12 protein-coding genes are annotated in these 13,831 nt (G+C 66.3%); 5 read left to right on the top strand and 7 right to left on the bottom strand.

All coding sequences use genetic code 11. From position 1 onward, the window contains the following. Positions 1-84: 84 nt before the first annotated feature. The 5 genes from AC3G88_RS10685 to AC3G88_RS10665 form a co-directional block, all read right to left on the bottom strand. Positions 85-315 (bottom strand): hypothetical protein, encoded by a 231-nt coding sequence (locus tag AC3G88_RS10685; protein WP_488772530.1) that lies wholly within the window; start codon positions 313-315, stop codon positions 85-87. A gap of 111 nt (positions 316-426) precedes the next feature. Further along, positions 427-1,812: a carbohydrate porin gene (locus AC3G88_RS10680; protein ID WP_488772531.1), complete on the bottom strand. Its 1,386-nt coding sequence runs from the start codon at positions 1,810-1,812 to the stop codon at positions 427-429. 196 nt (positions 1,813-2,008) lie between these two features. Then, positions 2,009-2,965 (bottom strand): Dyp-type peroxidase, encoded by a 957-nt coding sequence (locus tag AC3G88_RS10675; protein ID WP_488772532.1) that lies wholly within the window; start codon positions 2,963-2,965, stop codon positions 2,009-2,011. Between the two features lie 269 nt (positions 2,966-3,234). After that, positions 3,235-3,678: a GFA family protein gene (locus tag AC3G88_RS10670; RefSeq protein ID WP_488772533.1), complete on the bottom strand. Its 444-nt coding sequence runs from the start codon at positions 3,676-3,678 to the stop codon at positions 3,235-3,237. 21 nt (positions 3,679-3,699) lie between these two features. Continuing rightward, positions 3,700-4,542 (bottom strand): EamA family transporter, encoded by an 843-nt coding sequence (locus tag AC3G88_RS10665; protein WP_488772534.1) that lies wholly within the window; start codon positions 4,540-4,542, stop codon positions 3,700-3,702. A gap of 162 nt (positions 4,543-4,704) precedes the next feature. On the opposite strand from AC3G88_RS10665, the gene AC3G88_RS10660 reads away from it, so the two are divergent. The 3 genes from AC3G88_RS10660 to AC3G88_RS10650 all read left to right on the top strand — a co-directional run bounded on the left by AC3G88_RS10660 (position 4,705) and on the right by AC3G88_RS10650 (position 8,940). Next, entirely contained in the window at positions 4,705-5,610 is a 906-nt protein-coding gene (locus AC3G88_RS10660) for a LysR substrate-binding domain-containing protein (RefSeq protein WP_488772535.1), read from the top strand. Between the two features lie 133 nt (positions 5,611-5,743). Continuing rightward, positions 5,744-8,218 carry a TonB-dependent siderophore receptor gene (locus AC3G88_RS10655; protein WP_488772536.1) on the top strand — a complete coding sequence of 825 codons (2,475 nt, stop codon included), beginning with the start codon at positions 5,744-5,746 and terminating at the stop codon, positions 8,216-8,218. Between the two features lie 2 nt (positions 8,219-8,220). Continuing rightward, complete coding sequence (locus AC3G88_RS10650; protein ID WP_488772538.1) at positions 8,221-8,940, top strand: hypothetical protein; 720 nt, start codon at positions 8,221-8,223, stop codon at positions 8,938-8,940. Positions 8,941-8,945: 5 nt separating this feature from the next. Here AC3G88_RS10650 and AC3G88_RS10645 read toward each other — a convergent pair whose 3' ends face one another. Then, positions 8,946-9,515: a cysteine hydrolase family protein gene (locus AC3G88_RS10645; RefSeq protein ID WP_488772539.1), complete on the bottom strand. Its 570-nt coding sequence runs from the start codon at positions 9,513-9,515 to the stop codon at positions 8,946-8,948. Positions 9,516-9,566: 51 nt separating this feature from the next. Next, positions 9,567-10,046: a VOC family protein gene (locus tag AC3G88_RS10640; protein WP_487522917.1), complete on the bottom strand. Its 480-nt coding sequence runs from the start codon at positions 10,044-10,046 to the stop codon at positions 9,567-9,569. A 259-nt stretch (positions 10,047-10,305) separates the two neighbouring features. On the opposite strand from AC3G88_RS10640, the gene AC3G88_RS10635 reads away from it, so the two are divergent. Both AC3G88_RS10635 and AC3G88_RS10630 read left to right on the top strand, forming a co-directional pair. Further along, the gene (locus AC3G88_RS10635; RefSeq protein ID WP_488893387.1) at positions 10,306-10,956 is read left to right on the top strand and encodes a cytochrome c3 family protein; all 651 of its coding nucleotides are present in this window, start codon (positions 10,306-10,308) and stop codon (positions 10,954-10,956) included. After that, positions 10,953-13,829, top strand: a complete 2,877-nt coding sequence (locus AC3G88_RS10630) for a 4Fe-4S dicluster domain-containing protein (protein WP_488772542.1) — start codon at positions 10,953-10,955, stop codon at positions 13,827-13,829. Before AC3G88_RS10635 ends, AC3G88_RS10630 begins: the two co-directional genes overlap by 4 nt. Positions 13,830-13,831: the final 2 nt, after the last annotated feature.

The raw sequence follows: 13,831 nt of genomic DNA, 5'->3' as shown, positions 1-13,831 counted from the left end.
CCGCCAATACGCAGGCGGCGAAGACCACATAGTATTTCACGCCGTGGCGGGGCGGATTCGAATGGAAGTGATGGATGACCGGCTTCATTTATCGACCGCCGAAGCACCGGCTTTCTCACGGCGCAACTGGGCTGCGCGCCATTCCAATGCATCGAGGGCGCCTCTCATATTCGTCAGCACCTGTGCCTCGATCGTGGCATCCCGCCCGTCCCGGGTCAGCCAGCGGACCAACCGTGTCTGGCTTGCCACATCCTTGCTGAGGTCTTTCAGATATCGCTCGACCGCCGCCAGGTCCCCCAAGTCTTCGAGTCCCATAACCATTGCCCCCCTTTCCCCGGAATCGTAATTTCTACATTAATCGAGGGCCGGCGGGATGGAAATCGATGACGGATTGTCCGGATATCGTCCTATCCGGACACCTCGGTCTCAAAATTGTGCATGTACGCGCACACCGTAAAAGCGCGCGGGCCCACGATCGCGGTTGTAGCCGGGGTGCCGGATGTACTGGAAGTCCGGGCTGATGAAGAGATGCCGCTGCACGGCCAGGCTGTAGAACACCTCGCAAATCTGCTCGGGGCCATAGCGCAGCGCGCCGTCGCCAAGAAAGCCGCCCAGGCCGCCCTTCGCCAGGTATTCCTGATGCTGCTTCGACAGTCCGTTGACAGCCACCGCGACCCCCAGGCTGTCCATGCCGCGATGCCAACTACCGCCCTTCAGGATCGCCCCGACCGAAGCGCTACGCCCCACTTCGGTAAATGCATAGCTTTCGGTCTTGTCATCGGCCCAATCGGCCCTGGCATATAGGCCCAGCGATTCGCCAACCTTCTGCTCCAGGCTCACGCCTGCCCCCACTTTCGCATGCTCGCGCCGGACTTGCGCCACATCAGGCGGGCCGCCGCTGCGGGACGCCAGATCGATGGCGTCCGAAAACGCCCCCATATGCGCGTGATTGCGCCACAGCAGCAGGCGCGCTTTCCCAGCGTTGCCGAGCAAGGTATAGGCCCGCTCCACTTCCAGCATGTCGCCGTAATGCTCGAAGATCCGGGTGTCCAGTTGCAGCCCGTTTGGCTCCAAGGGTTGCAGGAACCGGCCGATGCGCACCGCCCAGTCGCCATCGATGTACTCGACCGCCGCGCCCCAGGTATAGCCCCGCGCATCGGCGGGATAGTCGAACGACGCGTGCGAGGCAAAGGCCGTATTCAGGTACTCGCTGCGCGGATCGTGGGCGTACTCAAGGCTGTTGAAGACATCCAGCACCGACAGATTCCCAGCCGTGATGACGACGCGGCGCTTGGCCCGTGAGCCGGCAAGTTGATGAAACCCCGATTCCGCCGATTCCGTCTCGCTACCGATTGCAATCTCCTGCCTGAGGAAAAGGCGAGCCCGGTAGATCGTGGGATTGGCAACGGCGGCCTTGGCCAGTTCCGCGTTCGCCAGGCCGCCCAGCCCCTGCGAATCGGAAAATGCGACACCCTGGATCAGTTCCGGGTCCAGAAAGACAGCGGCGCCATGCCACAGGCGCAAACCGACGCTCAGCGTTGCCGACCATGAGTAGCCGTGTTCCGCCGACGGCAGCAGGCTCTTGGTGCCTGTGTAGGCGGCCGGGAACGATGGCTTGTACTGCCAGACGTAAGTGGACTGCGCATGTACCGCTATCGTCTCCTCGGGTTTCGACACCTCGCTGCCGCTGGTCGGCGCCACTTCCTCCAGACTTGCCGTGGGATCCTCGTTGGCTGCTGCGGCGGGCCCGCCGAATACGAGGCACGCCAGGAGAAGCGCCCAGTGTGCTGCGCGAAGACCGTCATTGAACATGGCCGCAATGTCCTCGCGCCTCCATTGATCTGAAGATCAATCTAGCATTGCGCTCGGCGCCCCGATGTCAGACAGGCATCAGATCAGGCTGCGGATTTGGCTGACATGCCCGCAAGCCGCCCCAGACGACTTGCTCCCTGAAGGTGGCCATCCACCCATACCTTGGCGGGCGTTCTTTTGGCCTGATGCCGGCCGGTCAGCCCGCCGTGCCGGGCTCGCGCTCCGACAGCGACTCCAGCAGCTCGGCTGACGGCACGAAGAACAGGCCGCCCGTCACCGCCTGGCTGAAATCGAGCAGCCGGTCATAGTTGCCGGGCGGCTTGCCGACCACCATGTTTTCGAGCATCTGCTCGATCGGTGCCGGCGAGCGGGCGTAGCCAATGAAGTACGTGCCGAATTCGCCCTTGCCGGGCTGGCCGAACGGCATGTTGTCGCGCAGGATCTTGATCTCCTCGCCGTTTTCCTCGAGCGTCGTCAGCGTGCTGTGCGAGCAAGACGGCTTGACCGCATCGTCAAGCTCGATGTCGTCGAGCTTGGTCCGCCCGATGATGCGCTCCTGGGCCTCCACCGTCAGGTCGTTCCAGGCATCCATGTTGTGCAGGTACTTCTGTACGAGCACATAGCTGCCGCCCGCGAATGCCGCGTCTTCGTCGCCGATGATCGTGAAACGGGCCTTGTCGTCGCCCTCGGGGTTCTCCGTGCCATCGACAAAGCCCACCATGCTGCGCATGTCGAAGTACCGGAATCCCTGCACTTCATCGACCACGGTCACGGCGTCGCCCAGGCGCCGCATCAGCTGCATGGCCAGCTCGAAGCACAGGTCCATCTGGTCGGCGCGGATATGCAGGAGCAGGTCGCCAGGCGTCGCCGGGGCGCGGCGGTTGCCGGCCTCGAACTCACGAAACGGATGCAGCGATGCCGGGCGGGGATTGCCGAAAAGCCGGCTCCAGGCATCCGATGCAAAGCCGCAAACGCACGACAGATTGCCCGCCGGCACACGCTTGCCTACCGAGCGCACCAGCGCGGCGATGTCGCCGCAGATCGACCTGACCGTGTCGGCGTGCGCGTCGCCTTCCGAAATGGTGGCGACGATAAAGATCGCGCTGCGGGTGATGGGGCTGTAGACAGCCTGCGGAATGGGGGTGTTATTCATGTTCTTCCAGTCGCTTGACGGTGGTGGGCCCAATGAGTGGTCCGGTGGCTCGCCACATCGCCGCCCATGTGACCGATCCCATGGCGCGGCAAAACGGGACGCCGGCCCCGCGATGATAGGCGCCGCCCGCCCTGCGCACAATATCGGCATGGCGGCACGTCGGCGGCACCAGGGCGACAACGTCAGCGCCTCTGGCGGCGGCGTGCAGTTCGGCGACAAGGAAGTAGCGGGCAAGGGCTGCCCAGCGCCTGGGGAACGAGGCTGATTCTTCAGCCAAGCGGCGCGTCAGCCGGCACGTACCGGAGCGTGCCGGCCTGCCGCGCCGGGCCGCCGGTATCGTTCGGATGATTGACGCCATCCATGACTGGCACTTCGGCAAAATCGAACGGGCTGACGCCGTCCAGGCAAGCTACGTTGACGCCGTACAGATTCGGATTCGAACGCCGCTGCAGATGCGTATGGATGCCGCAGCGCGAACAGAAGAAGTGCTGGGCCAATCCGGTGTTGAAGCGGTAGCTGCTCAGTAGCGCCTCGCCGCGCAGAAACCTGATGCCACCGATCTCCGCCGCGACGACGACAGCGCCTCGCATCCGGCAGTAGGAACAGTTGCAGCGGCGTACCGTGTCGAGGCCGTTGCTGAGTGTCGCCTCGAAGCGCACCGCCCCGCAGTGGCATTGACCCGTCCACCGATCCTGATTCATGTCGCTTGTCATGTTGCCAATCTCTCCGCTTGTTCAAAGTCCCAGGCAAATCGTGCCGGCCGTGACGACCAGGCAGGCAAGCCAGCGTGCCCGGCTGACGGTTTCTCCCAGGAACACCCGTCCGATCAGCACCGCGAACACCACGCTGGTTTCTCGCAACGCCGACACCGCGCCCATCGCACCCGACTGCAGCACCCAGATCACGATCCCATACGCGGCCAGCGACACCAGCCCGCCCGCCAGCGATACGCCGACCGACAGCGGGGCGGCGCGGACCGGCATCCAGAGCGCCCCCGCGCCACGCATCGCAACGAACAGCACCGGCATCAACCAGTAGAACAGGAACATCCACGCGGTGTAGGAAAGCGCCTGGCCGCCGGAAAGCCTGACGCCGATGCCGTCGATGACCGTATAGAGCGCAATCGTCGCGCCAGTCGCCAGCGCTGCCAGCGCACCCGCGCGCGACACACGGCGCCCCTGCAACGCGATGGCGATGATGCCGCCCGATATCATCGCCACCCCCAGCACGTGCAGCGGCGCGATGGCCTCCTGCGCGAACCATGCCGCCCCGAGCGTCACCAGCAGCGGCGACGAACCGCGCGCAACCGGATAGGCCAGCGCCAGGTCGTTGCGGCGGTACGACCGCACCAGGCTCATGTTGTAGACGATATGCACGAGCCCAGATGCCACCACGTACGGCCACGCGGCGGGGGCCGGCAAGGGGCTGGAAAGGACGATAACCGTGGCCACCGCCGCGATGGCGATGCTCATCCACGTCATGGACAGGAAGCGATCCCGATTGCCATGCAGCATCGCGTTCCAGCTTGCGTGAAGCAAGGCGGCCAATAGCACGACGCCGCCGGTCAGACTGAACATAGGGTTGCCGAATGAAAGTGAGCGGGAAACACGTCAGACCGCGTCAAAACGCGTCAGAACACGTCAACAAGAGGGAGAAACCATCGACAAGCAGGATATCTATCTTGTAAGCGCCGGACAATCGAGATAAATTGGCCGGTCACGTTAGAAAATCTCACTCGAATGAAACGCGTCTTGCCTCCGCTCAATGCCTTGCGGGCCTTCGAGGCCGCTGGCCGGCTCGGCAGCATCAAGGACGCCGCCGTCGAACTGCATGTGACGCACGGCGCGGTCAGCCAGCAGGTGCGCCTGCTCGAAGAATGGCTTGGCGCCCCGTTGTTCGAACGGCATCACCGCCGCGTGGCACTGACGCCCGCGGCCAAGGCCTATCTGGACAAGGTCGGCCCCCTGTTCGAGCAGCTTTCGCTGGCCACGGCCCGATATGGCGTGACCGATACAGTCGCCCGGACCTTGTCCGTGAACGCATCCGCCACCTTCACCTTGCGCTGGCTGGTGCCCAGGCTCGCAGCGTTTCGGGCGGCGCATCCCGATGTGGAGATCAGCGTGGAGACCTCCAACGCGCCGCTGGAGAGCCTCGGAGACGGGTATGACGTGATCATCCGGGGCGGTCCGGACACGTTCTACGGCTATGCGACCCGCTCCTTCCTGCACGAGGAACGGGCGCCGGTCTGCAGCCGGGCGCTGCTGCAGCGCCTGCCGCTCCAGTCGCCAGGCGACTTGCGCCAACACACGTTGCTGCACACCTCGAGCCTGCCCCGTCTCTGGCCAGACTGGCTGGCCAGCGTGCAGATGCCGACGCTGATCCCGGCCGCCACCCTGAACTTCGACCACTTCTATCTGACCTTGCAGGCCGCGATCGACGGTATCGGCATTGCAATAGGGCCGCTCGCGCTGGTGGCCGACGATCTGGCCACCGGGCGGCTGGTCGAGCCGTTCGCCACGCCGCGCCTGCCATCGCGCAGCTATTGCACCTACGTGCCGGACCACAAGTCTGGCGATGAACTGGTCGGGCAATTCTGCGCATGGCTGGAGCGCGAGGGCATGGCACCCCAAGGCGCCGCCCGTTAGCCCGCCGCCGCCCCGTTTCGGCCCCGTCCACGATTTTTTTGGGGAATTTCGCGAAAAGGTGGTCTGTTCCGGATTCTCGCGTGACATAGCAAGTAAGACCTTCCTTGCTGATGCTCCGCAGTCCGTTCTCCGTATGCCTTCTGACCGCCACGCCTTTCGTCCCGCTTTTCGCCACGCCCTGCGTCCCTCGACACTGATTCCGCGTACCCTGCTTGCCGCCACCCTCCACGCTGCAGGACTGATCGTTGCGACCCCCGCCTCTGCGCAGGGCGCCCCCGCGCAAGCGGCCGCCGTCCACGCCTACGACATCCCCGCCGGCCCCTTGCAGGCCGCGCTGAACCGCTTCGGACGCGAGGCCGGCATCCTGCTGGCGTTCACGCCCGAGCAGACGGCAAACCTGACCACCGGCGGCCTGCGCGGCCCGTACACGGTGCAGGCCGGGCTGGACCACCTCCTGGAAGGCACCGGCCTGGGGGTGACCCGGGATAACGGGAGCTATCTTCTTGTACGGCGGGAATCGGTGTCCGCGGCCACGTACGACGCGGCCGGGACAACCCTGCCCAAGGTGACCGTCAGCGCCACGGGCCCGGCCGACAGCTATCGTCCGCAGCCCAGCCCGTCCACGCTGCGGTCCGACCTGCCGCTCCAGGACACGCCGCAGGTCGTCAACATCGTGCCGGCCCAGGTGCTGCGGGACCAGCGGCCCCGCAATCTGGACGATGCCCTGGGCAACGTCAGCGGCATCACACAGGGCAACACGCTCGCCGGCACGCAGGACACCATCATGAAGCGCGGCTTCGGCGGCAACCGCGACGGCTCGGTCATGCATAACGGCATGCCACTGGTGCAGGGTCGCGGTTTCAACGCGGCTGCCGAAAGCGTGGAAGTGGTCAAGGGGCCGGCGTCGCTGCTGTACGGCATCATGGACCCGGGCGGCGTCATCAACATCGTCAGCAAGGTGCCGGAACGCCAGCGTCATACGGAGATTTCGCTGCGCGGCTCCACGTACGGGCACGGCAAGAACGGCGCTGGCGGCACCCTCGACACCACCGGCGCCGTTGGCGACACGCCGCTGGCCTACCGGCTCGTGGCGGACTACACCGACGAGCAGTACTGGCGCAATTTCGGGGTCCACCGCGAAACGCTGATCGCGCCATCGGTGGCGTGGTACGGCAAGGACACGCAGGCCGTGCTGTCGTACGAGTACCGCAAATTCCTGTATCCGTTCGATCGCGGCACGGCGCTGGACCCGCGCACCAACGAACCGTTGGCCATTCCGAGCCGCCGGCGGCTCGACGAGTCATTCAACGAGATGGGCGGCGAATCGCATCTGGCGCAGCTATCGGTGGACCACCAGTTCAATGCCGACTGGAAAGGTCACTTCGGCTACAGCTACAACCGCGAGACGTACGATGCAGGCCAGTTGCGCGTGACCGGCGTGAACACCACCAACGGCACACTGAGCCGCAACAACGACGCCACGCATGGTGCGTTGAGCACGGACAGCTACGGCATTGCCTACGTCGACGGCAACTTCCGGCTCGGCGGCATGCGCCACAACGTGCAGCTGGGGATGGACCACGAGTACCGGCTCATCTATCGCAGGGACCTGCTGCGCCAGGCCACCAAATACACGTTCAGCTACCTGAATCCGGTCTACGGCCTGGAAAGCCCGTCCACCACGGTCTCGGCCAGCGACAGCGACCAGACCGATTCGCTGCACAACACGTCGGTCTTCCTGCAGGACAGCCTGTACCTGACCGACAAGTGGATCCTGGTCGGCGGCGTGCGCTTCATGACGTGGAGCCAGGTGGCGGGGCGCGGCCGCCCCTTCACGGCCAACACCGACATCTCGGGCAACAAGTGGCTGCCGCGCGCCGGCATCGTCTACAAGGCCACGCCGGCGGTATCGGTCTATGCGAGCTATACGGAATCGCTCAAGCCGACCTCGACCATCGCGCCGCTGAGTTCCGGCGTGGTCATCGACTCGTCGGTGGCGCCCGAAGAGGCCAGGTCGTGGGAACTGGGCACCAAAGTGGACCTGGCTGGTGGCCTGACCGGCACGTTCGCGCTGTTCAACATCGACAAGAAAAACGTACTGGTATCCCAGTACAACGACGTCACCAAGCTGACGGACTGGCGCACGTCGGGCAAGGCCCGCTCGCGCGGCGCCGAGCTGGACGTCTCGGGGCAGATCGGCACCCGCTGGAACGTCATCGCCAGCTACGCCTATATCGACGCCAAGACCACCGAAGACCCGCTGTACGCCGGCAACCGGCTCTGGAACGTGGCCCAGCACACCGCATCGCTATCCGCCGTCTACGACTTCGGGCAGATCTTCGGCGGCGACCGCCTGCGGCTGGGCGGCATGGTCCACTACGTGGGCAACCGGCCCGGCGATTCGGCCAACAGCTTTTCGCTGCCCGCCTACACGCTGTTCGACGCATTTGCCACCTACGAGACGCGCATCAGCGGCCAGAAGGTGCGCTTCCAGCTGAACGCGAAGAACCTGTTCAACCGCGTGTACTACCCGTCCAGCGCCAACCGCTACTTTGTGGCCGTGGGCGACGCCCGCCAGGTTTCCCTGATCACCACCATCGCGTTCTGACCATGCACGAATCGCCGAAAACCAGCCGATGGGTGCGCACGGCACTCGCCGCGTTCGGCACGGCCTGCGCCCTCTGGGCAGCACCCGCTTTCGCCGCCGATCGCACCATCGCGTTCGTGACGCAGGTATCGAGCCCCAGCGCCGCGACAGACCGGATGGTGAAGACCCATCTCGAATCGCGCGGCTATCGCGTCACGATCCATGACCAGGATGTGGCGCCCGACGTGGTTGCCAACGCCGATTGCGTGATCCTGTCGTCCACGGTCTCGGCCAAGTCGATGCAAGCCGGATGGCGGCAACTGCGCACGCCGCTGGTGACGTGGGAGAACGACTATCTCGACGACCTGGCCATGACCGGCAAGCGGCACGACACTGACTTTGGCGAAGCACCGCGCGAACGCTATGTCTGGCTCGTCAACGCGCCGCATCCGGCCGCCGCCGGGCTGCCGGCGGGCGTGGTGAACGTGTACCAGAAGCAGGCCGCCATGAGCTGGGGCAAGCCGGGCCTGGGCGCCAGCACCATCGCCACGCTCTATGGCCAGCCCGACAAGGCTGCCGTCTTCACCTACGAGAAAGGCGCGACGATGGATTACGAGGCCATCGCCCCGGCGCGGCGCGCCATGATCTTCCTGGACAACGAGACGTTCCCCAATCTGTCTGCCGAAGGGCTGCGCCTGTTCGATGCGGTCGTCGACTGGGCGGCAGAGCCCGGGCGCCGGTAGCGCGATCACCCAAGCCAGGACAAGGCTTCGTCCAGCGACAGCACGGCGGTGCGCGACGCGAACGCCGTGTCAAACAGGTGATCGTGGACGACCGGGTCCGGGTCGTAGCAGCAATCCTTGACCGTCAGCAGCCGGTAGTCCGCGTCGCTGGCGTACGCAACGGACGACAGCATCACGCCGGTCGAGGCAATCCCCACCATGACCAGCGTATCGATGCCCTGGGCCGACAGCCGCACCTGCAGGTCGGTGCCGAAGAACACGCTGGCCCGATGCGCGACGACGATGGGCTCATCGGGCTGGCGGCCCAGCTCTGGCGATATCCGGTCCTCGACAAACAGGCCCAGTTGCCGGATGCCCTGCCCGTTCCGGTTCAGCGGACTGATCTCCGGATAACCGGGCGCGAAGTGGATCTTCGCAAAATAGACGCTGACGCCCCGCGCCCGGGCCGCGTCGCAAAGCCGCCGCGTGTTGGCCAGCAAGGTGGGCGCGACGTCCGGAAACAGGTTCAGGATGTCCGTCTGATAGTGCATGACCACCAGCGCCGTCTGCGCTGGCACACAGGTCGGCATCGGCATGCTCGCTCCGGGTTCCAGGATGTTTTGAGGCCTATTCGTCACCGGCGGCACTCAGCCACGCCGCGCCGCCTCGATGGCGGCAATGTCGATCTTGCGCATCGTCATCATGGCGTCGAACACACGCTTGGCCGCCGCGCGGTCGGGGTCGGAGATCCCGGCCAGCAGCACACGCGGCGTGATCTGCCACGAAATCCCCCAGCGGTCCTTGCACCAGCCGCATTCGCTTTCCTTCCCGCCGTTGTCGACGATCGCGCTCCACAGGCGGTCGGTTTCGGCCTGGTCGTCGGTGGCGATCTGGAAAGAAAACGCCTCGCTGTGCTTGAAGTGCGGGCCGCCGTTCAGCCCGACGCAGGGAATGCCGGCCACCGTGAACTCCACGGTCAGCACGTCGCCAAGCTTGCCGTCGGGATAGTCGCCGGGCGCCCGCATCACCGCGCCGACCTTGCTGTCCGGGATGTGCTGGGCATAGAAGGTGGCCGCGTCCAGCGCGTCCCGCTCGAACCACAAACAGATCGTGTTCTTGCTGCTCATGCTGTGTCTCCTCTTGGATGTCCGGCGCCGGTATCTTACCCCCGCCCTCCCGGATAGTCTGGCCCAAACGTGCTGTCCACAAATCCTACGAAAATTCGTAGTGGCGTCCGGCTGTCCCAGGCCCGGCAATTGCAGCGCGCCCGTGTAAGAGCTACACACGCGGCCTGCAGCCTCTCGCCAGCCCGTCGGCGCCTACAAGCCTGGCCCCTGGCATCGCAATTGCAGCGACCAGATGTTTCGCCAGAAAGAAAATCGCGTCATGGCGCAGGCCTTCACCCGCGCGGAAGTCTTTGTTCTCAAGCTGCTTGCCCTTGGCGTGCTGATTCTTGTCGCCGTCGCCCTAGGGGTGGCCCGCTGGTCCATGGCCCCACAGATCGAGATGCAGGATCCCGTTGCGCAGCCCATACCGTTCAGCCACAAGCATCATGTCTCGGACGATGGCATCGACTGCCGCTATTGCCATGCGTCCGTGGAGACGTCGGCTTTTGCCGGCATGCCGGCCACCAGCGTATGCCTGACCTGTCACAGCGTGCTGTTTCGCGACGCGCCGATGCTGGCGCCGCTGCATGCCAGCCTGCGCGACAACCGCCCGCTGGCGTGGACCCGCGTGCATGACCTGCCCGATTTCGTGTATTTCGACCACGGCATCCACGTGGCCAAGGGCGTGGCCTGCCAGGAGTGCCACGGGCGGGTGGACCAGATGCCGCTGACGCGCCGGGTGGCGCCGCTCGACATGCAGTGGTGCCTGGCATGCCACCGCGACCCTGCCCGCCACCTGCACGCGCCGACCGACATCTTTGCGATGCGCGAGCGCCCCCCGCTTGCGCCGGACGAAATGGCCCTGCTGCAGAAGATGTATCACCTGCAGGACACGCGACGCCTCACCGATTGTTCCACCTGTCATCGATGACGCACCGGCCCGTGATTCCGATCGTCCCCGCGCGCGAAGCCGCCGATGCTTCCGGGCCCACCGACGCCCCCGACAGCCGCGCCCGGCGCGACTTCCTGCGCGTGATGGCCGCCTCGGCCGCGCTGGCCGGTAGCGCCTGCAGCGGGCCGCCGAAGGAGACCATCGTCCCCTACGTCCACATGCCCGAGGGCATGGTGCCGGGCCGGCCGCTGTTCTACGCCACCGCGCTGACGCGCCATGGTTATGGCACCGGCGTGCTGGTCGAAAGCAACATGGGCCGCCCGACCAAGATCGAAGGCAATCCGCGCCACCCTGCCAGCCTGGGCGCCACGCATCCATTCGACCAGGCCGCCGTGCTCCAGCTATGGGACCCCGACCGCAGCCAGACACCCTGTCGGGGCGCCGCCATGTCGACCTGGCAGGCTTTCGACGCAGCACTGGCCATCCAGCGCACGCAGTGGCGGGACCGCGATGGCGAGGGTCTGCGCCTGCTGACCGGCAATGTCGGCTCGCCTACGCTGGCGGCACAGATCGCGCGCTGGCTGGAACGGTATCCGAAGGCCGTCTGGCACGCCCATGATCCGGTCCAGGACGGCACCCCGGCCATCGACCTGGCCTTTGGCGATGCGGTGGACCCTGTCATCGATATCACGCCAGCCCGGCTCGTGGTGACCTTCGATGGCGATCTGCTTGGCCATGGGCCCGGCGCCGTACGGCACGCGCACGACCTGATGGCCGACCGCCGCGGCGTGGCACCCGCGCTGGCGCGCCGCCTCCATGCGATCGAATCGTCGCCCACGCTGACCGGCGAAATCGCCGACAACCGCCTGGCACTGCCACCGCATGACATCGAACGCCTGGCGTGGTCGCTTGCGCGCAGACTGGGCATGCCCGAAGCGGCGGCGGACACACCCGCCCCCGACAACGCCATGGCGCGCCGCTGGCTTGATGTGCTGGCCCGGCGTCTGGCCGAAACCCCGCCGGGTCAGTCCTTGCTGGTTCCGGGCGACAACCTCGCGCTGCCCACGCAGGCGCTGATCTGGCGCATCAACGCCCGGCTGGGCAATCTCGGCAAGGCGGTACGCACGGTGGCCCGATCGCCGAGACGCCCCGGGGGAAACGGCCATTCGCTGGCGGCACTGACCCAGGCCATGCAGGCCGGGCAGGTATCGGCGCTGCTGGTCGTCGATGCCAACCCGGCGTATGACGCGCCTTGCGACGTGGATTTCCGTGCCGCGCTGGCCCACGTGCCGTGGTCGGCCCATCTGGGGCTGTACCGCGACGAAACGGCTCGCCTGACCACCTGGCATCTCCCGATGACGCACGATCTGGAGCGGTGGAGCGACGCCCATGCCTGGGACGGCACCGCATCGATCGTGCAGCCGCTGATTGCGCCGCTCAACGGCGGCCGCTCGGCCCATGAACTGCTGTCCGCCGCTACCGACGACCTGCCGGCATCCGGTCATGCGCTTGTACGCGCGCACTGGCAGGCGCGCCAGCCGTCCGGCTTCGATGACTTCTGGCAGCTTGCGCTGCGCACTGGCGTGATCCCAGAGACGGCAGCCCCGGCCGTGCAGCCCGACTTGCACCGCCACATCGCGCCCCCGCCATTCCATGCGGCGCCGCTGGTCGCACGCTTCACGCCCGACCCCGCCACCGATGCCGGCGAACTGGCCAACAACGCCTGGCTGCAGGAACTGCCGCGCGCGCTGACGCGGCATACCTGGGACAACGCGGCGCTGATCGGCCCGCTGACGGCCCGGTCGCACCGTCTGGCTACCGGGGACATCGTGCGGATACGCCGCGAGGACGGCCGCGGCGAGGCCGTCGAGGCGCCGGTATGGGTCATGACGCATCAGGCCGAAGGGGTCGTCACGCTGCCGCTCGGCTATGGGCGACGCCATGCCGGGCGCGTCGGCAACGGCGTGGGCTTCGACGCCTATGCGCTGCGCACGTCCGCCGGGCCGCACGCCATCGCCGTCGAGGCGACCGGCGCTACCCATGCGTTCGCGGTGGTGCAGACGCAGACGTCGATGGCGGGCCGCGAGGTGGCCCCGGCCGCCACGGCCGCCGCGTACCGCCGCCATCCGCATTTCGCGAAGCGCCATGCACCGCAGGCCGCCCCATCGCTCTACCCGCGCTGGCCCTACCCCAACGAACGCTGGGGCATGACGGTCGACCTGAACGCCTGCATCGGCTGCAATGCCTGCACCATCGCCTGCCAGGCCGAGAACAATATTCCAGTGGTGGGCAAGGCCGAGGTGGCGCGCGGGCGCGTGATGCACTGGATACGCGTCGATCGCTACGACGACGGGCATGACACCGAAGGCCACCCGGTACGCACCGTGTTCCAGCCCGTGCCGTGCATGCATTGCGAGGACGCGCCGTGCGAACTGGTGTGTCCGGTGGGCGCCACGGTCCACGACAGCGCCGGCCTCAACGTGCAGGTCTACAACCGCTGCGTCGGCACGCGCTTCTGCTCCAACAACTGCCCGTACAAGGTGCGGCGCTTCAACTTCCTGCAGTACAGCAACCAGGGCGACGACCGGCCGCCGCCGGCCTACAACCCCGAAGTGACCGTGCGTAGCCGGGGTGTGATGGAAAAATGCACGTACTGCCTGCAGCGCATCACGCGCGCCCGGATCGAGGCGGAGAAGCTCGGCCAGCCGCTGCGCGATGGCGATGTGGTGACCGCCTGCCAGGCCAGTTGCCCGACGCAGGCCATCGCGTTCGGCAATCTCGCCGATCCGCAGAGCCAGGTGAGCCGGCTCAAGCAGGCACCGCGCAACTTCGACCTGCTGGCCGAACTGAACACGCGGCCCCGCACCAGCTATGCCGCGCTGGTCACCAACCCTGACGAGGACCTTGCCTAGCC

The sequence above is a fragment of the Cupriavidus sp. 86D6 genome (assembly GCF_057815095.1).
Note: the sequence above shows the minus strand (reverse complement) of the source record. Positions and strands in the feature narration are given on the sequence as shown.

Bases quoted from the DNA above. Each gene is read 5' to 3' on its own strand.
- AC3G88_RS10680 (WP_488772531.1), bottom strand. From the start codon at position 1,812: ATGTTCAATGACGGTCTTCGCGCAGCACACTGGGCGCTTCTCCTGGCG.
- AC3G88_RS10650 (WP_488772538.1), top strand. From the start codon at position 8,221: ATGCACGAATCGCCGAAAACCAGCCGATGGGTGCGCACGGCACTCGCC.
- AC3G88_RS10645 (WP_488772539.1), bottom strand. From the start codon at position 9,515: ATGCCGATGCCGACCTGTGTGCCAGCGCAGACGGCGCTGGTGGTCATG.
- AC3G88_RS10670 (WP_488772533.1), bottom strand. From the start codon at position 3,678: ATGACAAGCGACATGAATCAGGATCGGTGGACGGGTCAATGCCACTGC.
- AC3G88_RS10675 (WP_488772532.1), bottom strand. From the start codon at position 2,965: ATGAATAACACCCCCATTCCGCAGGCTGTCTACAGCCCCATCACCCGC.
- AC3G88_RS10635 (WP_488893387.1), top strand. From the start codon at position 10,306: ATGGCGCAGGCCTTCACCCGCGCGGAAGTCTTTGTTCTCAAGCTGCTT.
- AC3G88_RS10630 (WP_488772542.1), top strand. From the start codon at position 10,953: ATGACGCACCGGCCCGTGATTCCGATCGTCCCCGCGCGCGAAGCCGCC.
- AC3G88_RS10655 (WP_488772536.1), top strand. From the start codon at position 5,744: ATGCCTTCTGACCGCCACGCCTTTCGTCCCGCTTTTCGCCACGCCCTG.
- AC3G88_RS10640 (WP_487522917.1), bottom strand. From the start codon at position 10,046: ATGAGCAGCAAGAACACGATCTGTTTGTGGTTCGAGCGGGACGCGCTG.
- AC3G88_RS10665 (WP_488772534.1), bottom strand. From the start codon at position 4,542: ATGTTCAGTCTGACCGGCGGCGTCGTGCTATTGGCCGCCTTGCTTCAC.
- AC3G88_RS10685 (WP_488772530.1), bottom strand. From the start codon at position 315: ATGGGACTCGAAGACTTGGGGGACCTGGCGGCGGTCGAGCGATATCTG.
- AC3G88_RS10660 (WP_488772535.1), top strand. From the start codon at position 4,705: ATGAAACGCGTCTTGCCTCCGCTCAATGCCTTGCGGGCCTTCGAGGCC.